Origin of the sequence: Pelotomaculum isophthalicicum JI, assembly GCF_029478095.1 — a bacterium.
Taxonomy (GTDB): domain Bacteria; phylum Bacillota; class Desulfotomaculia; order Desulfotomaculales; family Pelotomaculaceae; genus Pelotomaculum_D; species Pelotomaculum_D isophthalicicum.
The window spans coordinates 38809-65007 of record NZ_JAKOAV010000004.1 but is presented as its reverse complement, the minus strand read 5'-3'; the positions used below and the strand labels follow the sequence as shown (position 1 = coordinate 65007).

13 protein-coding genes are annotated in these 26199 nt (G+C 48.2%); 10 read left to right on the top strand and 3 right to left on the bottom strand.

What is annotated here, in order from left to right; translation table 11 throughout:
• Positions 1–103: 103 nt before the first annotated feature.
• The 6 genes from L7E55_RS03400 to L7E55_RS03375 all read left to right on the top strand — a co-directional run bounded on the left by L7E55_RS03400 (position 104) and on the right by L7E55_RS03375 (position 9030).
• Positions 104–364, top strand: a complete 261-nt coding sequence (locus L7E55_RS03400) for a cell division protein ZapA (RefSeq protein WP_277442650.1) — start codon at positions 104–106, stop codon at positions 362–364.
• A 29-nt stretch (positions 365–393) separates the two neighbouring features.
• Complete coding sequence (gene polX / locus L7E55_RS03395) at positions 394–2151, top strand: DNA polymerase/3'-5' exonuclease PolX (RefSeq protein ID WP_277442649.1); 1758 nt, start codon at positions 394–396, stop codon at positions 2149–2151.
• Positions 2152–2249: 98 nt separating this feature from the next.
• Positions 2250–2852: a DNA-3-methyladenine glycosylase gene (locus tag L7E55_RS03390; protein ID WP_277442648.1), complete on the top strand. Its 603-nt coding sequence runs from the start codon at positions 2250–2252 to the stop codon at positions 2850–2852.
• Positions 2853–3079: 227 nt separating this feature from the next.
• Positions 3080–4036 carry a Nif3-like dinuclear metal center hexameric protein gene (locus L7E55_RS03385; protein WP_277442729.1) on the top strand — a complete coding sequence of 319 codons (957 nt, stop codon included), beginning with the start codon at positions 3080–3082 and terminating at the stop codon, positions 4034–4036.
• Positions 4037–4042: 6 nt separating this feature from the next.
• Positions 4043–6574: a U32 family peptidase gene (locus tag L7E55_RS03380; RefSeq protein WP_277442647.1), complete on the top strand. Its 2532-nt coding sequence runs from the start codon at positions 4043–4045 to the stop codon at positions 6572–6574.
• 101 nt (positions 6575–6675) lie between these two features.
• The gene (locus L7E55_RS03375) at positions 6676–9030 is read left to right on the top strand and encodes an endonuclease MutS2 (RefSeq protein WP_277442646.1); all 2355 of its coding nucleotides are present in this window, start codon (positions 6676–6678) and stop codon (positions 9028–9030) included.
• A gap of 90 nt (positions 9031–9120) precedes the next feature.
• Here L7E55_RS03375 and L7E55_RS03370 read toward each other — a convergent pair whose 3' ends face one another.
• Positions 9121–9432, bottom strand: coding sequence for a carbohydrate-binding protein (locus L7E55_RS03370; protein ID WP_277442645.1), 312 nt, complete (start codon positions 9430–9432; stop codon positions 9121–9123).
• Between the two features lie 505 nt (positions 9433–9937).
• On the opposite strand from L7E55_RS03370, the gene L7E55_RS03365 reads away from it, so the two are divergent.
• Both L7E55_RS03365 and L7E55_RS03360 read left to right on the top strand, forming a co-directional pair.
• Positions 9938–11200: a copper amine oxidase N-terminal domain-containing protein gene (locus L7E55_RS03365; protein WP_277442644.1), complete on the top strand. Its 1263-nt coding sequence runs from the start codon at positions 9938–9940 to the stop codon at positions 11198–11200.
• A 4-nt stretch (positions 11201–11204) separates the two neighbouring features.
• Entirely contained in the window at positions 11205–12473 is a 1269-nt protein-coding gene (locus L7E55_RS03360; RefSeq protein WP_277442643.1) for a hypothetical protein, read from the top strand.
• 46 nt (positions 12474–12519) lie between these two features.
• On the opposite strand, the gene L7E55_RS03355 is transcribed toward L7E55_RS03360, so the two are convergent.
• Positions 12520–12939 carry a type II toxin-antitoxin system HicB family antitoxin gene (locus L7E55_RS03355; RefSeq protein ID WP_277442642.1) on the bottom strand — a complete coding sequence of 140 codons (420 nt, stop codon included), beginning with the start codon at positions 12937–12939 and terminating at the stop codon, positions 12520–12522.
• 27 nt (positions 12940–12966) lie between these two features.
• Positions 12967–15237 (bottom strand): transglycosylase domain-containing protein, encoded by a 2271-nt coding sequence (locus L7E55_RS03350; RefSeq protein WP_277442641.1) that lies wholly within the window; start codon positions 15235–15237, stop codon positions 12967–12969.
• 687 nt (positions 15238–15924) lie between these two features.
• Here L7E55_RS03350 and L7E55_RS03345 point away from each other — a divergent pair.
• On the top strand, positions 15925–17517 hold the full coding sequence (locus L7E55_RS03345) for a class I adenylate-forming enzyme family protein (protein WP_277442640.1): 1593 nt from the start codon (positions 15925–15927) through the stop codon (positions 17515–17517).
• A gap of 236 nt (positions 17518–17753) precedes the next feature.
• The gene (locus tag L7E55_RS03340; protein WP_277442639.1) at positions 17754–26102 is read left to right on the top strand and encodes a glycoside hydrolase family 94 protein; all 8349 of its coding nucleotides are present in this window, start codon (positions 17754–17756) and stop codon (positions 26100–26102) included.
• The last annotated feature ends 97 nt before the right edge of the window (positions 26103–26199 follow it).

Here is a 26199-nt window from a genome sequence, read left to right as displayed (position 1 = left end):
GCATAATCTGCAAAAATCAGAAAAATTTTTTATGGTGAAGGAAAATGTAGCAACATGACGAAATAACTATTATTTAAATTCGAGAAACACCTGGGGGAGTTTTATGTCGGAGGAGCGGGAGTTCCGGGTTGAAGTTGAAATCTTCGGTGAGTATTATACACTCAAAGGCGATAGTTCCCCGGCACAGATGTTGAAGGTTGCCCAGTATGTCAACCATAAAATGAAGCAGTTGACTGAACGCAACCCAAAATTGAGCAAGTCGCAAGTAGCTATGCTTGCCGCCTTAAACATGGCGGATGAATTAATTAAACTCCGGGAAGAATATGAAAATATGGTTCGAATGCTTGAACCGGAATCAAAGTAGAACGCACTTGAACTCATGAAGTTTACTTCATGAGTTTTATCTTATACCGAAACGGGGCGGTTAGTTTGCGAAATGCTGAAATAGCCCGGATATTTTATGAATTGGCTGAGCTTCATGAATTTAGAGGGGATGATTTTTTCAAGATCCGCGCCTACCGTAACGCGGCAAAAGTACTGGCTGGTCTTAATGAACCTGTTGAAGAAATCAAAAAAAAAGTTGATTTGAAAAAAATACCCGGGATAGGCAAAAATATCGCAAAAAAGATAGAGGAAATTCTACTAACGGGGCGTCTGCAGAAGCACGAGGAGTTGTTGCGGGAAGTCCCTCAAGGTGTAATAGAAATTATGTCGTTGCCTGGGATCGGGCCAAAGCGGGCCAGCATGCTCCTGGAAAAACTGAACATATCCAACCCCGAAGAACTTGCTGAGGCAGCCCTGGCCAAGCGTGTGCGCGGCCTGCCGGGGATGGGTGTTAAACTGGAAATGGATATAATCAGGAATGTGGAAATGATCAAAAGACGGTCCGGCAACGTTTTGCTGGCTACGGCGAGAGAACTGGCCGCGGAACTGACGGAATACCTAAATATTATCTCCAGCGTTACTAGAGTTGAAGTTGGGGGCAGCATTCGCAGGTGGAGAGAAACAGTGGGAGATATTGACCTGGTGGTTGAGGCTGAAGACGCAAGCATGGTTTTTGATGCAGTTAAAAGCCATCCACGCATAAAAGAGGCGGCGAAAATAGTTGAAAACCGTGCCAGATTTCATACCTGGTGGGGTATTGACGTCGAATTGGAAATTGTGCCGGAGGAGATGTTCTTTCTGGCGCTGCATAAAAGCACCGGAAGTAAAAAGCATCTGTCTCGATTGCAAGAAATATTAGGCGCAAAAGGTGTGGATTTTGCTCATTCAGTGATAGAGCGAACCGATGCGGTCCATGATGAAGGGGATATATACGCTGCCCTGGGCATGTCCTATATACCTCCTGAAATCCGGGAAGACCGGGGCGAAATTGAATCCGCTATTAATGACAGACTTCCGCAGTTAGTGGAACAGAGTGATATAATAGGCGACTTGCATATTCATACTACTTGGAGCGACGGCGTCGCTACCATTGAGCAAGTTGTGAAAAGGGCCAAAGAAAAAGGCTATAAGTATTTGGCTATTACCGACCACTCGCAGTCTCTTAAAATCGCAAAAGGGCTTTCTCTGGAAAAGCTAAAAAAACAGCACCGAGAGATAAGAATGATGAATGAGAAATTTAGTGAAAATAATGAGGATTTTAGAATTCTTACGGGTATGGAAGTGGATATCCTTCCCAAGGGGGATTTGGATTGTCCCGATGAAATACTTGAAGAAACCGACATAGTAGTGGCGTCGGTCCATAGCGCTTTTAGACAGGACCGCGAAACGATGACCGGCAGGATTATTTCGGCGATAAATAATAAAAATGTCGACATCATCGGTCATGTGACCGGACGTTTGCTGGGGAGGCGGGATGAATACGCTCTTAATCTTGAAAGAGTATTGGATGCCGCCGCCGCTTGTGGTACGATATTAGAGATTAACTCATCTCCGGACCGTCTGGATTTGAATGATATAAACGCCCGCTTAGCCAAAGATAAAGGTATTAAAATAGCCGTAAACACAGATGCTCATGACCTGAAAAGGATGGACGAAATGCCTTATGGAGTGGCGGTGGCGCGCCGGGCTTGGCTGGAAGCCGGCGATATTGTCAACACGATGCCGTTGGAAAAACTGCTCCTGTACCTGGATGAAAAAAATAAGTAGCTGATTAAAGACTCAGGAGTCAGAATTCAGGAGTCAGAATAACAGATTTTTTATCGGCCTTGAAATGTTTTAATGAAACAAAAATTTGGTGCCTAAAAATGTTAGATACTTCTGAGACAGTCGCAAAAAAAGAGAGCCTTCCCCGCGCTTTTTACGACCGTGATACTGTTACAGTAGCCAGAGAACTGCTAGGTAGCCTGCTTGTTCATATGTCCCCGGAAGGAATCACCGCCGGCAAAATTGTTGAAACAGAGGCTTATCTTCAAGGTGATCCTGCCTGTCACGCCTCACGCGGCATTACTCGCCGCAACCGGGTGATGTTCGGGGCGCCGGGTTATGCTTATGTATATTTTATTTACGGTATGTATTACTGTTTTAATGTGGTTTCGGCACCGGAAGGTGTAGGGGAGGCTGTTTTGATCCGGGCGCTGGAGCCGGTCGAAGGGCTGCAGTTGATGCGTTTAAGAAGAAAGCGGGAGAGGCTGGAGGAACTATGCGGAGGCCCGGCAAAACTAGTGCAGGCCATGGGGATAACACGCAGCCATAACGGCATGGATCTGACCGGAGGAACGCTTTTTATTCATAAAGCTCAAGAGACAAACGAGCCAATCGTTATGACAACCCGTGTCGGTATTCGCGAAGGAGCAGACATGCCGCTGAGATTTTACCTGAAAGGCAACCGGTTTGTATCAAAAAAATAGAAGACAGTAGTCAGTATTCAGTATTCAGTAGAAAGAAGTCGGGAGCAACAAGACAGGTGCAAGAAGTCAGTATGCGGGAGTAAGGGGATAGTAGCTAGTGGTAAGTAGTTTAAGGTCAGGATTAAGAATTCAGCGGTAGAATGAATGGTTTATTGTTTTGAAATATACTGACTACTGAATACTGACTACTGACTACTACTGTAATTTTGGGACAGGGGGAAGGTAAGCTGAAAATCAAAGAAATTTATGAATTGGCCGTGCAAAAAGGTATTGAAAACGACCCGCGGTCAAAGGAAGTAGTACTAAAGTTGCTGGAAAAGGAAAAGAAAAATTTTAATGATTTGAAAGAAGATGAAAAGAAAGAATACGATCAGGACCGGTTGTTTAACCCGTACGGTGACACCAGAGTTCTTTTCGGGGAACCGGAACAAGAGGTTAAGTGTGTGCTGACCGGTATCGACATGGAGGCAACCGAGGTGCTTCTAGCCGACCGGCTTGCCGCCCGGGGGCAACCGGTGGATCTGGTTATCGCCCACCACCCGGAAGGAAAAGCGATGGCGGCTCTATACCAGGTGATGAAATTGCAGGAAGACGTGCTCGCCAGTTTCGGGGTGCCAATCAATGTGGCTGAGGGTATTATGGCCTCGCGTATTAATGAAGTTAAACGCGGGTTGTTGCCTTTGAACCACAACAGGGCGGTTGATGCCGCAAGGCTATTGGATATTCCTTTGATATGCGTACATACCGCCGCCGACAATCTGGTGCAGAATTATTTGCAAAATATGATAAATGAAGAAAAACCGGAAACTCTAGACGAACTGGTCAAGGTCATTAAAAATATCCCTGAATATGCCGAGGCTGTAAAGTATAACGCAGGTCCGGTTATTGTTGTCGGCAGCAAAGAAAAAAGGGCCGGCAGGGTTATGGTGGATATGACCGGAGGCACCAGCGGTTCTGAGGATGCATACGCCAAGCTGGCCGTGGCCGGCGTCGGCACCTTGGTTGTGATGCATATCGGTGAAAAACACCGCAAGGAAGCGGAAAAAAACCATATCAATGTAATCATAGCAGGACACATGGCCAGCGACTCGCTCGGCATGAACCTTTTTCTGGATGAATTAACGCAGCGGGGTGTTGAAGTCATCCCCTGTTCCGGACTTTTAAGATTTGAGCGGAAGGAGTAACTGTTAATGCCGGTTAAACCGGAACTGCTTGCTCCCGCCGGCGCCTGGGAAGCATTGGTGGCGGCGGTGCAGAACGGGGCGGACGCCGTTTACCTGGGTGGTAAATTATATAACGCCAGAGAATCAGCCGGTAACTTCGATGATCATGAGTTAATTAAAGCGGTGGAATTTGCTCATGTGCGCGGGGTCAAAGTATATGTTACGGTTAATACTCTTCTGGCGGATCATGAATTAACCGGCGCGGTGAAGTTTTTGCACTTTTTGCAGCGTGCCGGCGCCGACGCGGCAATTGTGCAGGACGCGGGCTTAATCGGGCTTGCCCGGCAGGTTATTCCTGAATTGCCCCTGCATGCCAGCACGCAAATGACTGTTCATAACCTGCCGGCAGCGCAGTTATTGAAAGAAAAAGGTATCGGAAGAATCGTGCTGGCCCGGGAGCTTTCACTGGAAGCCATTAAGGAAATAACCGGGTGGGGCGGGGTTGAGGTGGAATCATTTGTACACGGCGCTTTATGTATTTGCTACTCCGGCCAGTGCTTGCTGTCAAGTCTAATCGGCGGGCGGAGCGGCAACCGGGGCCGCTGTGCCCAGCCTTGCCGCCTTCAATATGTGCTGGTTGACGAAAAAAACCGCCCGGTGGGTGAGCCGGGAGTGGTTGGTGAGCACCTTTTGAGTCCGCGCGACCTCAACATGAGCCAACACCTGCCCGATTTAATAAAAGCCGGGATAACTTCTTTAAAAATCGAAGGCAGGATGAAGAGACCGGAATATGTTGCGACTGTAGTAAGGATTTACCGTAATTTGCTGGACCGGGCGGCTGATGGCGGGGATTATGAGGTCACTCCAGAAGAGGCTGGAGACCTGGCCCAGATATTTAACCGTGATTTTACTACCGGTTACTTTTACGGTCGTCCCGGCCGGGAGTTGATGAGCTACAAGCGTCCGAACAACCGCGGGGTCCGGTTGGGAAGAGTAAAAGGTTTCGACAGGAACAGAAAGATGGCCGAATTGTCATTGGAGAGACCGCTGCGGGTGGGCGATGGTATTGAAGTATGGGTTACTGAAGGAGGACGCGCGGCCGGGGAAGTACACCGGATTATCAGGGACGGAGTAAATGTTGAGCGGGCAGCCGCCGGAGATATTGTATATCTGGATATACCGGGCCGGGTTTTCCCCGGCGACCGTGTCTTTAAGACGCATGACGCGGATCTTATTGAACGTGCGAGAGTGACATTTACCTCTTCCAAAGAAAACAAGAAAATACCGCTGTCATTTGAAGTCTTTGCCCGTCATAACGAGCCTTTGCTAATCAGAGTGACTGATCCGGGCGGGCTGACCGGGGAGGCGGAAACAAAGTCTCCGTGTCAGAAAGCCCTGAAGCGTCCTCTAACCTATGAATACTTATTAAACCAGCTTGAGAGGTTGGGGAATACCCCGTTTGCCATGAGGGACTTGCGTTGCGAACTGGCCGGACCGTTGATTGTGCCGGTTGCTGAAATCAATGAGGCGCGGCGCGGGGCGCTTGCCGTACTGGAAAAGCGCCGTTTGGCCGCTGCCAGGCATAGCCCTATATCTGATGAAGATTTCCGTGGCCGTTTGTCAGCCGTTTTTTCTTATGAGAAAGAGATTAAGCCGGAAAATGCCGGGACACCGGAACTGGCAGTTGCTGTTACCGATTTGGATTCCCTGATGACAGCGGTAGAGTCGGGAGCGGAAATAGTATATTTCGGGGGCGAACAGTACCGTTCCAAAGAACCTGTTACTCCGCAGATTATTCTATCCGCCGGAGAAATATGCAGGAAAGCCGGCGTTCGTTTCATATTATCGTCGCCGCGCATTATGCATGATAAAGAGCTTGGCTGGTTTTGCCGGCTTTTGGAAAAATTAGACCAAAATTTTCTGGATGGGGTTCAGGCAGGCAACCTTGGCTTAATTAGAAAGATAAGGGAGATTACCGGCAAACCGGTATACACTGATTTTTCCCTGAATGTGTTCAACCGCCAAACGGCTATTTTTTTAATGGAAGCAGGAGCAGCGCAGGTTACCCTTTCACCGGAGTTAACCATGGAGCAGGTCCGCCGCCTGGCGGCTTCCTTACCAGTTCCTGCTGAAGTGATTGTGCACGGGGCGGTGCCCCTGATGATCTCTGAACATTGCGCCGCGGGAAGTCTTCTTGGCTGCGGCAATAATTGCGCCGGACCATGTGCAGGCCGGCACTGGGGGCTAAGGGACCGCAAGGGGGTTGTATTTCCATTTGAACTGGATCAGTTCTGCCGGATGCAACTATTCAATTCCAGGGACCTGTGCATTATAGAAGATGTCAGGTTACTGGCCGGGACAGGCGTGGCGGCGCTACGTATCGAAGCAAAACGCGAAGGAGCCGACTATGTGCGCGACGTTGTACAGGTTTATCGTTTAGCATTGAACAAGTTGCCTGAAGCGCTGGAAGATGAAAAAATATCGCGTGCAAAAGAAGCTTTAGCAAGATATAGCCCCGGTGGATTTACCAGGGGGCATTATTACCGGGGTGTTCTGTAGTTCAGCATTTGGATAATACACGCAAGGCTAACCGCCGTCCCGTGCCACAAAAATTATATGTTATAATTTATTTAATATTAATAAGCAGGAAGGCCGGGCTTATGGATATTAAAACGTTGTCAAGACTTGAATATAATAAGATCAAAGAACAACTGGCTGTTTACGCTGGATCGCCACTTGGAAAAGAACGGGTATGGGAATTGGAACCTGTTGACGACCTGGACGCTATTCTCAGGTGGCAGGCTGAAACAAGCGAGGGACGCGAACTGCTCAGGCTGGACCCAACAGCTGAGCTTAACGGTTGGCGCGATATAAGGCCACAACTGCAAAGAGCCGGCCGGGGAGCATTGCTTGAGCCGGAGGAGCTTATAGCTATAGCCGACACACTCGCGGCCGGCCGGTTGATTAAAAAATTTCTAGAGGAAAAACAGGAGCGTTATCCCATTCTCAGTGAACTGGGTATTGCTTTGGTTTCTCTGCCGGATCTTGAAAAAAAAATAAAACAAGCCATCTTGCCTGGCGGTGAGGTTGCAGACCGTGCTTCCTCCGCGTTGGCGCAAGTGCGCCGTAAACTATTAAACGCTCAAGTACAGATTAAGGAACATCTGGAGCATGTAATCCGGTCGCCGGAATACCAGAAGTATTTGCAGGACCCGATTGTCACCGTCAGAGAAGGCCGTTATGTGGTGCCCGTTAAAATCGAACACCGCGGGCAGGTGCCCGGGATCGTGCATGATCAGTCCGCCAGTGGCGCCACTTTGTTTGTCGAACCAATGGCGGTGGTCGATAAGAATAACGAGATCAGGCGTTTGACGGTATTGGAAAAACAAGAAGTGTTAAAAATCCTTACCGGGCTGTCGGCGGAAGTGGCCGGAAACGCCGACGACATGCTCATTTCCCTGGACGCCTTAGGGAAGCTTGATTTTATTATGGCCAAAGCGAGGTATAGTGAGAAGTTGAACGCCTGGGCTCCGGTTTTTGAAGGCAAGGCGTGCATGAATATCCGGCAAGGCAGGCATCCACTTTTGCAAAAGGCGGCAGTGCCGGTAAACCTGCGGCTCGGTGAAGAATTTGATACGCTGGTTGTGACCGGACCCAACACTGGCGGTAAGACTGTCGCTTTAAAAACCGCCGGTATTATGGTATTAATGGCTCAATCAGGACTGCACCTGCCCGCTGATGAAGGTTCAAAAATCGGGATGTTCCGGCAGGTCTTCACGGATATCGGTGACGAGCAAAGCATAGAGCAGTCTCTTAGCACATTCTCCTCTCACATGGTTAACATTGTCGAGATCATCGGTAAGGCCGGCCGTGAAAGTCTGGTCCTTCTTGATGAATTAGGGGCCGGAACGGATCCGACGGAAGGGGCGGCTCTGGCCCAGTCAATTTTAGAGAAATTGCACTCTGTTGGAGCTAAAACCATTGCAACCACCCACTATAGCGAGTTAAAGAATTTTGCCTATACCAGAGAGCGGGTGGAAAATGCCAGCGTAGAATTTGACGCTGTCACTTTAAGGCCCACTTACCGTCTTTTAATAGGGCGGCCGGGCCGCAGCAACGCTTTTGAAACCGCATCAAAGCTGGGGTTGCCGGAGGAATTGGTGTTGCGGGCGAGGGAATTCTTAACTGTAGAACAAATAAATGTTGAAGAATTAATGCATAATTTAGAGAAGGCACAACAGGAAGCTGATGCCAATCGCGCTGAGGCTGTTGAATTGGCTGAAGATGCCCGGCTGTTGAAAGAAAAATATGAGAAAATGGAATTTGAGCTTGCCCAGAAACGGGAGTCCATTCTGGCTAAAGCGGGTGATGAAGCAAGAGTGCTGGTTAAGACAGCCAGATTGGAAGCTGAGTCAACAATAAAAGAACTTAGGGTAAAACTGGCTAAAGAAGCGGCTCAAGTTAGAGAAAACGCTATACAAGAGGCCAGGGAAAAGTTAACGACACTACAAAAAAAAGTTAACAAAGCCGTTCCCGAAAAAGCTATCGCCGGCAAAGTTCCAGGTATTTTACGCAGCGGGGAAGAAGTATATTTACCAAAGTTCAACCAGCACGGCGTTGTTTTGGCGCCGTCTGGTCCTGAAGGCGAAGTCCAGGTGCAAGTCGGTATTATTAAAATAAACGTCCCATTAAAAGAATTGCGCCGGGTTGAAAAAACCAGGCCAGGCGGGCAGAGCGAAACGGCTAAAGTGGCGCTGAATAAAGCGCAGGAGATTTCATTTGAACTTGATTTGCGAGGACTCTATGCTGAAGACGCCCTGCTTGAGGTGGAAAAGTACTTGGACGACGCTTTTTTAGCCGGGCTTGCCAAAGTACGACTGATTCACGGTAAGGGTACCGGTGCGTTACGAATGGCTGTCCATAAGCATCTAAGCGGGCACCGCCGGGTGAAATCATTCCGTCTGGGCGAACAGGGCGAGGGAGGGTTTGGTGTAACTGTAGTAGATTTGGCGTAATTAAAATATTGTGCAATAACAGAGTATTTAATGGCATAGTTTAATTTCCACCATAGAGACAAAAGAAACCGGGTTAACCCCGGTTTCTTTTTAACCGATATTATAGGACCAGTTATAGCCATTATTGTTGTCCCAGTTATTTGCGCTATCGCGGAAGCAGAAAGTAAGCTGCCTGTCCTCCATGTTAAGCGTTTTCTTCCAGCCTTCCGCTGTACGCTGCATCCGGTAATCGTCAACGATTCTCCAATGCATCGGATCACCAAAACCCGCGTGTAGATAAACTTCACTAGCCCCACTTTTATTTAGAAGCCCGTTGTAGATAATTGTAACATCGCTACCGTCCGGTGTAAGCGATTTAACATGAACGCCGCGTGAAACGTCTGACCAGTCGTGGTAATGCAATATCCACACCTCCTTTATTTAGATTTACGTTCAACAATTATTTTTAGCAAAATGCATATTACTATGAGTGCCTAAAATTGGCTGTAAGTTTATATAAACAATGGTGTCTGAAAGTTTACGCAAATCACCTGATCGGGTGATTTACGTTTATATATCTGAGTGTTATGTTATCAAGATGATGAGATATTCCAAAGGAGGATAGTTTTTCATTGCATTCTGATTACAATGCGGGGAGGTTGGAAAAATGTTTAAGGGCGTTGCTGTTAGAAAAAGAACATTACTACTGGGAATTGTTTTAACGGCTTTCATTATTTTAACTGGCAATGTTAATCCAGTTATGGCTGAAACAGTCCTGTTCCAGGATAGCTTTCAGAGGGAAGACTCACCATCACCCGGACCTCAATGGCAAGAATATACCGTGCAGGGGGTTCAACAGGGAGGCGCGCTTCCCCGGGCTGGAGACACACAATGGTGTATCAGGGGTAATACTCTTTATTTCGAAGCCATGGGACACAACAGTTACATTGAAGACTTTATACAGACCACCGAAGAATTTCCGGTAAACAACACGAAAGTTGAATTTGAAATTCGTGCGAGAGCAAATACCAACAAAGGGTACGTAGGACCTACGGCGTTCTGGGCGCCGGACGCAGGTAACCGTGTAGGTGCAACGGGTGTTATTAACGGCCCTGGTTTAATTGGGGCACAGGCATGTTACCGTTGGGAAAATTCAGGCACTAGTGGACTTGTGTTATACCTGGGAGGCAATAATCAGGACTATCCAGATGCGGTTTTCTCGGGGTTGAACCAGCGGGAATTTGCCAGGCATGTGATAACAGTTAAAGATGGTAAAGTATTTTATGATTCTCCGGATTGTGGTGTCTTGACAGGCAATTTGGCACAGGCCTTTGAGCCAGGTGGCAAGAGACATTTTAGTTTCGGTGCCCGCCTGTACGACGATGGTGTGCCCCAGGTCATTGAAATTCGCAATCTTAAAATAACGTCCATGGAAAACGTTTCTGATACAACTGAAAATCTTGAACCTTATCAGAACAACAATATCCAAAATATAAACAACGGAAATATAGAACAGCCGAATACAAATAATTTTATTAGTGTTGTGGTGAACGGGAAAAAGTTAACCTTTGATGTACAGCCGGTAATTGAAAACGACCGGACCCTTGTACCGGTGCGAGTCATCTTTGAAGCGCTTGATGCCCGTGTCGACTGGGATGAAGTTACCCAAACCGTGACTGCGGTGAAACCCGGCACAGAAATTAAGCTTGTTATCGGCGGAGGTGCTTATAAAAATGGCACACCTGTTGTTTTGGATGTGCCTGCTAAACTTATAAACAACCGGACAATGGTTCCACTGCGTTTTATTAGTGAATCTTTTGGCGGGCAAGTTTTATGGGATGACCAGACTCAGACAGCTATAGTTATTTCACCGGTGAACAACAGCAGTAATGTCGATGAGTATTTTCAAAAATCATATATCTTTTTGCAAAGTCTTATCAGTGGTGATTTCAGCAAAGCGCTTGAAATGACAACTGATGATTTCAAGAACAATACCGGTATAACAGAACTTACAGAATTTCGTGGTTTTATTACTATTAATGGAGAAGGCCAAATTGTATCCAAAGCTCGCGTCGATAAAGGGGGGGGAATTGTAGAAACAATTGGTGTTCTAAAATTTACTAATGGTAGAGCTATTGCTGTTCACTTAATTTTTAAAAATGGCAAAATTGATAATCTGGTGGGGAGGTAAAGATATGAAGAAGCTTACACTTATATTTATAATAATAAGCAGTTTTTTCATGAGCGTTATTTTAGCTTTTTCTTTAAATGCCGGTTATGCGGCTGCTGTCGCGCCGGATGTTGGCATACCTGGAGCGAAGGTAACTTTTGACGGTTTTGTTGAGTTGCCCGATCCTGACCCTGCCGAAAATGCGAATCCTATTTACAAGGAGCTGACAAGTGAAGAGTCTGCTTACGTACGTCAACTTATTTCGGATCTTAAGAATAAAGCTGAAAAATTGAACACGCTTAATACTTTGTATCCTAATAAAGGGTTTGACAGGTTCGCGTCTCAGCTTCTTGGGGAGGTTAACGCCCTGGAAAATAAAAAATTTATGAATTATTGTCCCGAGAACGATCCTCTTAGCAGCATAACTGGCGCGGATAGCGCTTCAGCCTCCGTAGGACTATTGGACAATGACACAATCAACCTCCACCCGGATTTCTGGAAAATGACCCGTTCGTCAAGTCAGGCAGATTATCAGGCAGAGCAGGAATTAGTTTTACTGCACGAATTTGCGCACACCAACCAGAATGTTTTAAGGAAGGTGTGGTTTTTTGACAATAGCTATATAAATGGCGAAAACTCAGGTGAAGGTCTGGCATATAAAAAAGAATATATGTGGGCGACTATTTTAGGCATAAATAAGGGTTACGAATTAGATAAAGTGTTAGATCAGTTGTCTACTCGCGGTATTGTAACATTTAAGGGGTATACCAACCCCTATCAGACGGATAGTTTAGATGAAGCTTTAGGTTTGAAACAAATGAAAGAGATCCTTAAAAACGGTATTGACGTGGCCATACAGCAAGCGCAGCAACAGAAACCGCAAGAGAAGCCTGCTGATTCCCAGGTTGATTTTAACCTGCCTGAAATACCCAAAACCGGGGATACTATAACGGAAGCCGACAAACAAAACATTATCAAGTGGAAAGATGACTGTATCGCTCTCCTCAACAAAGAGATGGAAGAAGATCCGGAGCGTTTAAAGAACAGGGACGAGTGTCTCGCTATTCCAAGGGAAGATAGAGTTATGACTTGTTCGAATTGTGGCAATACGGTAATGCACTGGTGGATTGAAAATTCCTGGTGTTGCCCGGTCTGCGAAAAGTGGACTTACCCGATCCAGCTAAAGAGAGCGGACGGAAAAACATACGAGGAATTTGCCAGCGAAAGGAAAAAGATATACGAGGACAAGATAAATGAGATAGAAAAAATCGCTCAAGACTTATTGAGCCGTTAATGGAGAACAACATTAGTCCATGATTTTGTAGCAAAAAGCAGTCCGTTTAGGGCTGCTTTTTATAATCACTAATACCGAAATGATTTTTTAACGCGGATTGAAGAAGATGAGATAAATTAATTTTTTCATTTTCAGCCATGTCGTTTAGCCATTTAGGTAGTATTACGGTTTTCTTTACTGCTTTATTGTCAATATCTTCACGGTAAGCAGGCATCCAAACCTCAACAGGCACTGCCATTTGGTTTGGCTCCAAGTTTAAATTGTTTATGACCGTTGGCTCGGGAATTCGCTCACCGTCATTTTCCATATCCAATAAGTAGAGGCCAAGAGCTTCTTTTGCATTTCTAAATGCTTCTTCGTTTGTTTCAGCACTAAGTAAACAGCCAGGCAGATCCGGAAATTCAATCGATATACTGTCATCTTTGTAGCTAAAAATAGCGGGGTAAATGTAACGGTCTGGAAACATATTAGTGCTCCTTTCATAACGATAAGGTCAATTATTACCACGATCGGGACGTGCAGTCTGGCTGTTTTGTTTTCCCGGTTGTGATTTTACTTCACCGGGTATTGCCGGGTTTAATGGTTTACTACCACCGCTTGTACTGGCAGAGGCGCCAGGTTCATGCACGGTACAAGGCTGTGTAGGTACACGTAAGTTATAATCTTCAACAGAGGAGGGGACAGAATACGGGAGCTTAATTAAAGGTTTAATAACCCGGTCTGGACATCTTTCTGTTGGAAGCTGCCCGCTGGTTGCACATACTTCAACAAATACGTGAATGTTATCGCTCTCTGACGGGACTGTCCCTTCCGTAAAAAGATCAGTGACAAGGCTGTCACCAGGGGTATTCGGACCTGGCAGAAGTCCCGATTTGCCATCCACAGTGGCTGTAACCAGCCCGGTTGGACGGGGGAATTCTTTCACAGTGACGTTGCTTAGGGCTTTGCTCATAATTTCCCGCCAGATCCCTGCCGGATAGGTGCTGCCAAAAGCCTGCGGCATGGCAGTCGGGTTGTCGTAACCGATCCATACTGCCGCTACAAGCTCAGGGGTATATCCAACAAACCAAATATCTTTGCCGTCGTCAGTTGTACCGGTTTTCCCAGCTGCCGGCCGCCCTATCTGGGCGCCTGTTCCGGTTCCGTTTTGTACCACGGATTTAAGCATATCGGTAATAAGGTAAGCTGTGGTGGCCTTCATGGCCTGGCGCTGCTTAGGAACACTTTGTTCCAGGATGACGCCGTCTGCTTTTTCAACCCTGGTAATGGCAGTCGGCTCAATGTAAATTCCTTGATTTGCAAATGCCCCGTATGCGCTTGCCATTTGCAGGGGGGTTACCCCGTTGTATAAACCCCCTAACGCCATGCTGGCGCCGTGTTTTTGGGGGTCTAGCTGTATTCCCAATCCGGAAGCGAATTTGATCGCGTCGCTAATACCAACTTTATCCATCAGTAATTTTACCGCGACGACATTAACAGAGTGTGTCAGCGCTGTGCGTAAAGTTATCAGACCACGGTATCTACCGTCAACATTTCGTGGTTCGTACGAACCGTAATTGACAGGAATATCGTCAACCACCGATGCCGGTCCCATACCTTCATATTCAATTGCCGGCCCGTAAGCGGCGATAGGTTTGAAAGCGGAACCTGGTTGCCGGGTGGTTTGGCTGACCCTGTTCCACTGCCTCATTTGGGTGTGCTCGCGTCCTCCCACCATCGCTTTTATCTGGCCTGTATGGGGATCCAGCAGCACTACCGCGCCCTGGGGTTGCAGCACATTATTCGCGTCGGTCCTGGAAGACGGGAAATTGCTGTTTCTTGACATTGCCGCTTCGGCAATTTGCTGGATATTTTGATCCAGAGAAGTGTAGACTCTAAGACCTCCTTTGAATACTTCGGTCTCCCCGTATTTTTCAATCAGTTTGTCCGTAATATAGTCAAGAAAATAAGGATAAGGGTATTGTCTTTCAGCCGGTTCCTTGGTTTCAATTTTCAGCTCTTTTGCCTTGGCTTTTTCAGCTTCGCTTTCACTAATGTAGTTATTCTTGGCCATTGCGTCCAGCACAGTATTCCGCCTGGACAGCGCAGCCTGGGGATCCAGGTAGGGAGAGTAGGCGCTGGGAGCTTGGGGCAGGCCGCCAAGTAAGGCTGCCTCTTCCAGGTTTAAACCGTGTTTTATGTCTTTGCCAAAGTAAGTTTGAGCCGCCGCTTGAATTCCGTAAGCGCCTTCGCCTAGGTAAATATTATTTAGGTACATCTCTAGTATTTCATCTTTTGTATATTGCCGTTCAACCTGCAAAGCTAAAATAAGCTCTTGGATCTTTCTTTTAAAAGTTCTTTCGTTGCTCAGGAATGATACTTTAACAAGTTGCTGGGTAATTGTGCTGCCACCTTCACGAATTGAGCCGGAGCTTATGTCGGACCAAGCAGCACGTGCAATTCCGCGCAAGTCGACCCCGTGGTGCTGGTAAAACCGCGGGTCTTCAACAGCTAAAAAAGCGTTCTTAACGTTGTCTGGGACATCTTTTAACTCTATGGGAACACTGTTTTTTATTCCAATCTGAGTAATCAGCTTCCCGTCTTCATCGTAAACCATGGTGGATGCCGCTGATTCCAGAGATGACGGACTTAGCTTCGGCACGTCCCTGATACTTGAATATACCAACCCGCATCCAACGCAACCCACGCATAATATGGCGAGACAAATTACGAGGAGAAAAAAGCGGCGGCGATTTAGTTTTCTTCTAGCTCTTCTTTTGGCCAAAATACCCAAGCCTCCTTGCCGTCCGATATTTAGGGGGGGCATGTATGCTTTGGTTCCTTAAAATATTGTTCAGAATAACCTCTTAAATATGGAATTATTACATGCTTTCTTTTTTTTGTCAACTCGTTTTACTAAAATAAATTTAACCATAAGGTCAAAGTGATAAAATCCTTGCTCTATGGGCTAAATGGTTAGTGTAATTAGTTAAAAAAGTCTTGCGTTTGGAAATGAAAGGTGCTATATTACATTTAAGTATGTATTGTAAAAGTCAATGAAGGAGAAAAGTAAGCTGGTTAAGTTCCTTCAGGGAGAGAGTGTCGTTGACTGAAAGCGCTCTTAGGAAAAGGCCCGCCGAAGTTCTCTCTGGAGACGCCGGCTGAAACCGTTTCGCACGGCCAGTAGGTTAGGACGTAATCCCAACGTTACAAGGGAGGGGGTATCGGATTAATTCCCGTACTCTTGATTAAGGGTACTATGTTGTTTGTAGGCCAACCAGGGTGGTACACGAAAGTATTAAGCTTCTCGTCCCTATAGGGCGAGGGGCTTTTTTATTTTCAAATAGCTAATTGACTAATTTGCTGTTAATTATGACCATAAATCAAATGAACGGGGTGGAAATGGCAAATTAAGCATTGCGGGCAATTAATTAACATCATGAACATATATCAAAATAACCGGGGTGGAAAAATGAACTTTGCATATTTCGGCATGATTAATGCCAAAAAATATCCTGGCCAGGATTTTCTTATTGAACGTAATCCAGAGCGAAGCGAGAGGAGAGTCCTCACCTGGAAGGAATTTAACGAACAAACAAATAAAGTGGCCAATTATCTGAAGCATAATTTAGGCGTAAAAAAAGGTGATTTCGTTCTTCACCTGCAAATGAACAGCATAGAGTGGTATGTCACGTTTCACGCTATTTTGAGAGTAGGCGCCACTGCTGTTCCCCTTAGTTTTCGCTTTGCCAGTCAGGATATCATGCATGCGGCCAAGGCTTGTGGACCGGTTGCTTTTATTCTGAGCGACGGTTTTCTATCGAAGGTTCAACCGATACAGGAAGAAATGAAAACCATAAAACATTATATCTGTATTGGCGAGCAAATTCCCGGCGGTATGATCGCATACGAAAGTATTATTCAAAACGCCAGTGTTGAGGATATTCTTGTTGATGTAGATGACGATGACCCGGCGGAGTTGATGTTTACCTCTGGAACGACCGGACCGCCAAAACCTGTTTGCCAGTCTCACAAAACTTTGTACGAAATAGGTGTCGGCAATGCCCTAACTTATGATGAAGGCAAAGAAACAGTATATCTGGCGCCCCAGCCTTTTTATCATAGCGGCAGTTTCTTTCTTTCCTTTCCATGCTACCTCGCTGGCGGTAAAATTGTTATTTTGAATGGATTGCAACCGAAATGGCTGCTCGATTGTATAGTGGAAGAAAAGGTTAATAACAGTTGGATCACGGTACCAACCATGTCAGACGCGGTAAATGCGATAAAAAAAGGTGAAATCAATATTAAAGAGTACGATTTTTCGCACTTTACCGGTTCTTTGGTAATTGGCGCGCAACCGGTTCCTCCTTCTTTGCTGCAGGATATAAAAAGGATATTCCCATTCAAAACAGGCAATATTTATGGCATTACTGAAGGCGGTGGAGGCGGGAGCATTAATTTATACGACGAAGACGTTTTGAGAAAACCGGGCTCGATTGGAAAACCCACTTTTTATATGGAAGCCCGCGCGGTTGACGATAATGGAAATGATGTTCCAGCCGGCGGAGTAGGAGAGCTAATCTTAAAAGGGTCCAGAATAATGAAGGAGTATTACTCCAACCCCGAGATGACTGCAAAAACTATTAAAGACGGTTGGCTCTATACCGGCGATTTGGTAAAGATTGATGAGGAAGGCTATTTTTACATTGTCGACAGGAAGAAAGACCTTATCATCAGGGGTGGCGAGAATATTTTTCCGGTAGAAATTGAAGCGGTGTTGTTTAGTCACCCAAAAATTCAGGATGTGGCGATTATTGGTTACCCGCATGAACGGTTGGTGGAAATCGCTATGGCTATCGTAACCCTAAAAGATGGAGAAACCATGACCGAGGGAGAGGTTATAGAACATTGCAAGAACGCTGGCTTGGCTAAATTTAAGTGGCCTGAAAGAATTGTCTTTGATGTGGTTTTGCGAAACCCGACAGGGAAAATTGACAAGCCGAAACTTCGTGAGAAATATATTGGAAAGAGGGAAGTAACAATAAACGGTAAAATAAAACTTTAGAACTTACTAAGTAGAATGCTCCAGAAGCGGTAATGATTCTTGCTTCTGGAGTATTTATTTATCCCTGGTTGTTATTCAAGGAGCCAACGGCGTTTTTGGGGGGCTCTTTTTTTTATACACAAAATTAATAATTTGAACCCAAAAGGGGAATATTTTAACTGTTCCCGATTCTGTTATGCAGCATTGTAAATCATCCTGAATCACGTTCCCAACTTCTGATTATTTCAGGAGGTCTAATGATAATAAACACTGAACAGATCCAGCAGAAAGCTCATGAACTGGCGCTAGCGCACGATCCTTACATGAGACGCAGACCATCAAAGCGATTGTGGCGGGAGTTTTATGCAGACGTTAATAATTTGCGCGCGTTCATACAGTCTCTTAAGGACGGTTGTGTGAGTTGTTCCCAACCCGCTGAAGAATGGCTGCTTGATCACGCGGAATTTATCGAAGAACAAGTGCTGGTCATCCGGCATCAGCTTTCCAAAAAGCTTTTACGGGATTTGCCGCATTTGCGCAAGACCTGCAAGACAAGGGTGTTTTCTGTCTGTTCCGATTATCTTGAGCAGGTTGATGGGAATCTGGACGAAAACTCGCTTGTTTCATATATCAATTATTACCAGGAAGTATCGGTTTTGACCATCGCTGAGGTATGGGCGTTGCCGCTTATCCTGCGCATTGCTATAATCAGGCGTCTTGCCGAGGTCATGGAAATGGTTCGTGAACGGCGAGAGGTGTGCACGCTAGTCGAAAAGTTGTTGGAACGAATAGAATCGTCAAAGTTGAATCCGGAAGTTCTGCAAACTGCCCTTGAAGAGGCGGGTCAGGACATACCATTATCCGGACCGCTGATTGTCCACTTGGTCAGGCACTTGCGCGAGAGGGCGGACGATTTGGCGACAGTGCGTGAATGGCTGATGTGCAAGCTGGAAAACGGACCCGATAGCCTCGATCGTATTGTTTCTTACGAATACCAATTGCAGGCCGCCTATCAATTGACTGCAGGCAACCTCATCAGCGGTTTGCGTAATATATCGCGCTGGGACTGGCGCGACTCGTTCGAACGAATTTCCATTGTTGAAAAAGACCTTCGCGAAGAAAGTACGGGAGTCTATCCGCTACTTGATTTTTCAAGTCGTGATGTTTTGCGGGATCGTGTTGAAAAATTAGCCCGCCGCTTGCGTTTGCCGGAAAGTCTGGTAGCGAAACAGGCTGTTGAGCTTGCGGCAAAGGAATACGGGCAGGTGCACACGGAAAAAGCGAAGGTGGAAAAAGATGCTGTCAGTCCGGCAGACTTAGAGAAAATGCCACGCAAAGCATTTGTCGCATACTACCTGCTCGAACCGGACGGTATCAAGGAATTGCGCCGTGCGTTAAAAATGTGCAGCACACCCCGCTATATACCGGAAATAGGTATTTTGCGCCGTGCGACTGGAGTGTATTTCAGCGTTCTTGCAGGTTTGTACGCGGTTGCCCTGTTTGGATTCGCCATGTGGATAAAAGGCAGCGCCAGCTTAACATTTGCCCAGTGGGCGGCGATTTTGCTTGCGTTGATCTTGCCAGCCAGCGAGTGGGTAGTCACTGCGGCGCACTGGCTTATTGAATGCGCCAGGCGGCCGCAGCCGCTTTTGAGATATGATTTTTCGCGCGGTGTTCCGCCTGAAGCGGCTACTATGGTCGTCATCCCGGTAATCTGGTCCAGCGTCAAAGAAGTCCGGGAATTGGCGGAGCGGCTGGAGTTGCATTACTTGGCTAATCGCGACTCGAATATTCACTTTGCGCTCCTGGGGGATTTTGTTGACACGGGCGCGGAAAAAGTGCCGGCGGACGCCGACATCCTGGCAGCCGCGCGCACAAGCATTGAGGAATTGAATCACATGTATTCCCAGCCGGGCGGGAGTACATTTCACCTTTTTCAGCGCCGCAGGCTGTGGAACCCGTCAGAAGGGGTATGGATGGGTTGGGAGCGCAAGCGGGGCAAATTGGTTGAGTTCGTAGAATTGCTTAAAGGAAGTACTGATACGACTTACGACTGTGTCGACGGTGACATGTCTATCCTGAAGCGGATTCGATATATCATCACGCTCGACGCGGATACGCAACTGCCGGTGGGGAGCGCGCAGCGGATGATTGGCACCTTGCATCTTCCTTATAACCGGCCACGTTTAAATTATGAGCAGACCCGTGTTATTGAAGGATACGGCGTATTGCAGCCGCGTATCGGCATCAGCCACAGAGCGGCTTTACGTTCGCGATTCGCTTATCTGTGGTCCTCCAATCCGGGGATTGATCCATACTCCTTTGCCGCCTCGGACCCTTACCAGGATGGATTGGGACAAGGTATTTTTACGGGGAAGGGGATTTTCGACGTTGATACATTTGCGAAAGTATTGTGTGAACGCATACCAGAAAACCGGGTGCTCAGCCACGATTTATTGGAAGGTGGATTTTTGCGGGCCGGCCTGTTGTCGGACATCGAATTAATAGATGAACATCCGTCTACTTTTAGCGCTTATCAGAAGAGAATGCACCGTTGGGTGCGCGGCGACTGGCAATTGCTCATATGGCTGTTCCACCGTGTCCGCGACCGGCGGGGAAAATATTTGCCGGTTGGCTTATCTCTCCTCACTCGCTGGCAGATCATCGACAATATGCGCCGCAGTTTGCTGACGCCGGCGCTGTATGCGACATTGCTGCTCGGCCTGACCGTTTTACCCGGCTCTCACGGGCGCTGGCTTGCTTTTGTGCTGGCGACATTGTTTTTGCCGTTGTTCCGTCAATTGACGGCGCTCAGGTGGACTTTCTGGCGTCCAAAAAGCTTGTTGGCCACAGCCGGACAAATACTTGTAACTGTTATTACATTGCCGTTCCAAAGTGTGCTTTTGCTTGACGCAATTATCAGAACTTTATACCGCCTGTCAGTGTCAAAACGCCATTTGCTGGAATGGGTCAGCGCGGCTGAAATTGAGCGCCGCGACAAGGGCGGCCGCCGCCATGCGCTCCCGGGTATTTACGGGGGCTACGCGCTGATATTGCTCTTTGCGCTGGCATTGGGGAGCAGTTCCATTCCGGCTCTGTGGCGGACAGGTTTGGTTTTTTGCGGTATGTGGGCGCTTGCTCCGCTCGTGGTCCGCTGGTTGGACCGTCCCATGCGATTGCGTGAGCACCGGTTTTCGGGGTCTGAAGAGGCGGAATTGCGCAAGTTGGCGGAACAGATTTGGATGTTTTTTGAAGATTACGTTACTAAGGAAGATAACTGGCTGCCGCCTGATAATATTCAAATCGACCCGCCCACCGGGGCTGTCCACCGCACGTCGCCTACCAACACCGGTCTATATCTTGCCAGCGTGCTGGCGGCGAGGGATTTCGGGTTCATTGACACACCCGGGTTAATCGAGCGATTGGAACGCACGATCAGTACAGTTGAGCGAATGGAAAGATGGAACGGCCATCTTTATAACTGGTACGACACAGTCACACTCGAACCACTGCCTCCTCTGTATGTGTCAACAGTGGATTCCGGCAATTTCGTGGGCTGTTTGATGACGGTTAAAGAAGGACTGGCGGAGTGGCTCAAGTCGATTACCGAAGGGGATGAACAGCCGGGTTCCGGACAGGTGCGCGGAAAGACAAGGGAGATAATGAATGTAGCTTTCGTCGAGGAGTTAACACCTATACTGGATGGTGAAAATGCAGTTCATCGCATAACATCACCTAAAATTGTCCGGGAGAAATGGCTGGCTCGCGGGTGGAACCTGATTGCACGCCTGGAGGCGCTGATTAATAAGACGGATTTTCACTCACTTTACGATCATAAGAATAAATTATTCAACATAGGATACCAAACCGCGCTGGGTGAACCAGATCAGGTCTTGTATGACTTGATGGCGTCTGAAGCGAGATTATCAAGTTTTATTGCCATTGCCCTCGGTCAAGTGTCCGTGTCTCACTGGCATGCGCTCGGGCGGACAATGACCAGGATCGGGCGGCGGATCGCGCTGCTGTCATGGTCCGGAACAATGTTTGAATATTTAATGCCGTGGATCTTTATGCGCACGTACTGGAACACCGTCTGGGACAGCACTTACCGGGCGGTCGTTAAACGGCAAATTGAGTACGCGCACCGGCGGGGAGTTCCTTTTGGCATTTCCGAATCCGGCTACTACGCTTTTGATTATAAAATGAACTACCAATACAGGGCGTTTGGTGTTCCCGGTCTTGGCTTTAAGCGCGGCCTCGAACAAGATTTGGTTGTGGCGCCTTACGCCACAATCCTGGCTTTACCTTTTGCCAGGCGTCAGGGGTTGGCGGACCTGCGTAAAATGAAGAAAATGGGCGCCTGTGGAAAATACGGTTTTTACGAAGCTATTGATTTTACGTCCGAGCGCCTGCCGAAGGATCATAGCAACATAATCATCCGGAGTTTTATGGCCCACCACCAGGGAATGAGCCTGCTAGCTCTCGCCAACTTGCTGGCGCCGAAAAAAATAAATGAGCGTTTTCACCGTGACAAGCGTGTGCGGTCAACAGAACTGTTATTGCAGGAACGAATTCCCGCACGCCCTAAGATCATCAAACATCCCGCGTTCGCGCGCGCGCGTGTGCCTCACGCCAAGCCGTCGGTGATGACAGGTGCGCTGCGCGAATACCTTAACGCGAACACACCTGCTCCGGAGGTGTGCATACTTTCCAACGGGAGTTTTATGACCATAGTCACTAACAGCGGCAGCGGACTCTGCAGGTGCGAAGGCCTGGCTGTCTCCCGTTGGCGTGAAGATCCGGTGCTGGACGATTGGGGGAGCTACATCTATATCCGTGATGTAAACAAAGATGTGGTTTGGTCGCCGTCGTTTCAGCCTTGTCGTATCCCTTCTTCCGAACAACGGGTGCAATTTTCCCTTGACCGGGCCACCTTTATGCGCGTTGACGGAGACGTGCGTACGAGCCTGGAAATATGCGTGTCTCCGGAATGGAACGCGGAAGTCCGCAGGTTGACGATTACCAATGCCGGGATTGAAGCGCGGATTATGGAAGTAACAACGTTTCTTGAATTGGCTCTGGCTCCTCCCATGGCTGACGACGCGCACCCTGTTTTCAGCAAACTGTTCATTAAAACAGAATATGCGGAGGATGCTCACTGCCTGCTGGCCTGGCGCAGGCCTCGCCAGGAAGGTGAAAAATCGCTGTGGGCGGCGCACGCGCTGATGGCCGAATGCCAGACCATCGGACCTGTGGAATATGAGACCGACCGGTCTTGCTTTATCGGCCGCGGACATACACTTTCCCAACCGCAGGGAATACGTTCACGCCTGCGTGGCACATTGGGTTCTATAACTGACCCCGCGTTTATCATGCGGAGGTGTTTAAACGTCAATCCTGGTGAAAAGGTACAATTGTTCGCTGTCACTGCCGTGGCTGGAACGAGGGAAGAGGCGATCGACATCATCGGCCGTTTCTCGGGTGACTTGGTGGTGGAACGGACATTTCAAATGGCATGGAATCGCAGTCAAATCGAACTTCGACATCTGCACTTGACTATGCCCAAGGCGACGACCATCCAAACTTTAGCGGGCCGGGTGCTGTATAATCCGCCGTTGCGGCAAGAACGGCAGCAGAGCATTGCCGCCATGGTAAAAGGGCAGTCCGGTCTATGGGCGTATGGTCTTTCTGGAGATGTGCCTGTAATTCTCGTACGGATCGAGAACCGGGTTAGTATTCCGTTTATCATTGAACTCCTCAACGGGCATGAATATTTACACCGCCTGGGATTGCTTTTTGATTTGGTTATTCTTAACGAGTCAGGCGGAGGATATCAAGAGGATTTGCAGGATGCGCTGAGGAGGGCGGTGGAACAAGTCATTCACCGGCAAGGTGGTGGTATTGGCAGCGTTTTCATAATCAATGCCAATCGGCTGCCTGATGTGGACAGGATAATGCTGTTAGCCGTAGCCAGGGTGGTGCTGCGGGCAAACGGCCCCAGTATTAGAGCGCAAATTAAACCGCCCCGGCGGGATACTGTCTTCTCGCCTCCAACGCCGGTAACGCCTTTAAAAATATTTTCTAATCCTCCGGTGGATGACGGTCGACAATTAATGTTCTTCAACGGTTGGGGAGGATTCTCAAAGGATGGCCGGGAGTATCGGATTATCCTTAAAAACGGCAATAATCTACCGGCGCCATGGATTAATGTTATCGCTAATCCACTGTTCGGCTGCATTGTCTCCGAACTTGGCACGGGTTATACTTGGTGGCGCAACAGCCGTGAATGCAAGCTAACTCCGTGGTCAAACGATCCCGTACTTGACCCGCCAGGCGAAGTGTGTTATCTGCGGGACGAAGAGAGCGGCGAACTTTGGTATGCCGCATGGTCCGCCGCGCAAGCAAATCAGAGTTGTACCGTTACCCACGGTCGCGGGTTTACATGTTTTCAACAGGAGAAAAACGGTATCATGCAGGAAATGACCGTTTTTGTCCCGCTCAATGATCCAATCAAAGTGGTCAAATTGCATTTACAGAACAAGGGCGCAGCGCGGCGATGCCTGTCCGTCACTTATTACGCTGAATGGGTGCTGGGTGTACAGCGGCAAGTGAACGCTCCCTATATCATCACGGAATGGGATAAGTCGGCGCGGATCATGTTAGCCCGTAACGCGTATCAGGAAGTTTTCCGCGATGCCACAGCCTTTTTGGGTATGTATACGCAACCGGATTCATCTGTAGTGGCGACTCCGGACGCGCTGGAATCAGCAGCGCAGTGTAATTCCGCCGCAGCGGAAAATCTATCCTGGACAGCGGACCGCGAAGAATTTCTTGGCCGCAACGGTACATTGGAAAGCCCCGCTGCCTTTGCCAAAGAGAGCCTTTCCGGTAAGACAGGACCTCTTTATAACCCTTGCGGCGCGGTACGGACAAAGCTTATTTTAGAGCCTGGCGCTGAACGGACAGTCTATATCCTCCTCGGATGTGAACATTCCCGTGACGATGCCAGAAAGTTGGCGCAGAAATACAGCCGGACCCATGCCTGCGACCAGGCTTTGGCGCAAGTACGGGAATTTTGGGATGGTGTTTTGAATCAGGTTTCGGTTTCTACACCCTGCCCGGAAATGGATGTCCTTTTGAACGGTTGGTTGATTTACCAGACTCTTAGCTGCAGGATGTGGGCAAGAGCTGCTTTTTACCAAGCGGGAGGCGCGTATGGTTTTCGCGATCAACTGCAGGATTCGCTTGCCCTCTTGCACACCCGCCCCGATCTTACACGGGCGCAGATTTTGATGCACGCGGCGCGTCAATATGAGGAAGGCGATGTTCAGCACTGGTGGCATGAGGAGACGCGGAGCGGCATCCGCACAAATTTCTCCGACGATTTGCTGTGGCTGCCCTATGCCGCCGGACGCTATGCGGAGCATACGGGGGACAACAGTTTGTTTGACGAGATGGTGCCGTTTCTTCATGGTGAACCTTTGCGGGAAGGTGAACATGAGCGATACGAGCCAGCCCAAATTTCTAACCGTAACGGCAGCATTTTCGAACATTGTCTGTGTGCCATCGACAGGGTTTTGCGGCGCCTTGGCGAGCACGGGCTGCCGCTGATTGGAACCGGTGACTGGAATGACAGTCTGAACCGTGTAGGCGCTGAAGGCCGCGGGGAGAGCGTGTGGTTAGGCTGGTTTCTTTGTGAAGTACTGGATATGTTTACGGATTTGTGCCGGCAGCGCGGTGATGCTGAGCAGGCGGAACACTATAAAAAGGTACGTGAACAACTTGCTTTGTCACTTAATGAGCACGCTTGGGACGGGCAGTGGTACCGGCGGGCTTTCACAGATGCCGGGCAGTGGTTAGGTTCAATTTACAATGAGGAATGCCGGATCGATGCCATCGCCCAGTCGTGGTCGGTCATCTCAGGAGCAGCGCCACATGATCGGGAACTGCAGGCCATGTGCTCATTCGACCGCGAGCTCGTGGACAGGGATAGTTCAGTCGCGCGTCTCTTAACCCCGCCGTTTGACCGGACGGATCCCAACCCCGGCTACATACAGGGCTATCCGCCCGGAATTAGGGAGAATGGGGCTCAATATAACCACGCCATCATCTGGAGCGTCATTGCCTGGTGCAAACTCGGCAGAGGAGACAAAGCTATCGAATTGTTTCAGATGTTAAATCCATTGAATCACACAAGTACGCCTAATGAAGCGCGGCATTATGCCGGCGAACCGTATGTTATGGCGGCGGACGTTTACACGGCGGATCCGCTTAAGAGACGCGCCGGCTGGACATGGTACACCGGCGCCGCCGGTTGGATGTATCAAGCCGGAATTGAGTGGATTCTGGGTCTTCGCCGCCGTGGCAAACGGTTATACATTTGCCCGTGCATACCGGAAGAGTGGCCGGGGTTTTCCGTCGAATACCGTTTTGGTAGCGCAAACTACTTTATTACCGTCGAAAATCCTTCGCGCAAGTCGGTCGGAGCAACAACTCTGACCATAAATGGACGGGAAGTTCCTCTCGCCGGGCAAGCTGTGAAGGAGGGTCCTTCATTAGAATTGAACGATGACGGACAGGTCCATCATGTCGTTCTGGTGTTATAGGCTGTACGGCATTGAACAGGGACGTATATTGTCCAAAAGTGGCGTTCTAGTTCAGTGTTTCATAATATAAGAAAACTACATTTATATCACTCTTGCT

What these genes read in the sequence shown, in the direction of transcription:
- L7E55_RS03400 (WP_277442650.1), top strand. Translation starts at nt 104, where the DNA reads ATGTCGGAGGAGCGGGAGTTCCGGGTTGAAGTTGAAATCTTCGGTGAG.
- polX (WP_277442649.1), top strand. Translation starts at nt 394, where the DNA reads ATGAGTTTTATCTTATACCGAAACGGGGCGGTTAGTTTGCGAAATGCT.
- L7E55_RS03390 (WP_277442648.1), top strand. Translation starts at nt 2,250, where the DNA reads ATGTTAGATACTTCTGAGACAGTCGCAAAAAAAGAGAGCCTTCCCCGC.
- L7E55_RS03380 (WP_277442647.1), top strand. Translation starts at nt 4,043, where the DNA reads ATGCCGGTTAAACCGGAACTGCTTGCTCCCGCCGGCGCCTGGGAAGCA.
- L7E55_RS03375 (WP_277442646.1), top strand. Translation starts at nt 6,676, where the DNA reads ATGGATATTAAAACGTTGTCAAGACTTGAATATAATAAGATCAAAGAA.
- L7E55_RS03365 (WP_277442644.1), top strand. Translation starts at nt 9,938, where the DNA reads ATGGGACACAACAGTTACATTGAAGACTTTATACAGACCACCGAAGAA.
- L7E55_RS03360 (WP_277442643.1), top strand. Translation starts at nt 11,205, where the DNA reads ATGAAGAAGCTTACACTTATATTTATAATAATAAGCAGTTTTTTCATG.
- L7E55_RS03355 (WP_277442642.1), bottom strand. Translation starts at nt 12,939, where the DNA reads ATGTTTCCAGACCGTTACATTTACCCCGCTATTTTTAGCTACAAAGAT.
- L7E55_RS03345 (WP_277442640.1), top strand. Translation starts at nt 15,925, where the DNA reads ATGAACTTTGCATATTTCGGCATGATTAATGCCAAAAAATATCCTGGC.
- L7E55_RS03340 (WP_277442639.1), top strand. Translation starts at nt 17,754, where the DNA reads ATGATAATAAACACTGAACAGATCCAGCAGAAAGCTCATGAACTGGCG.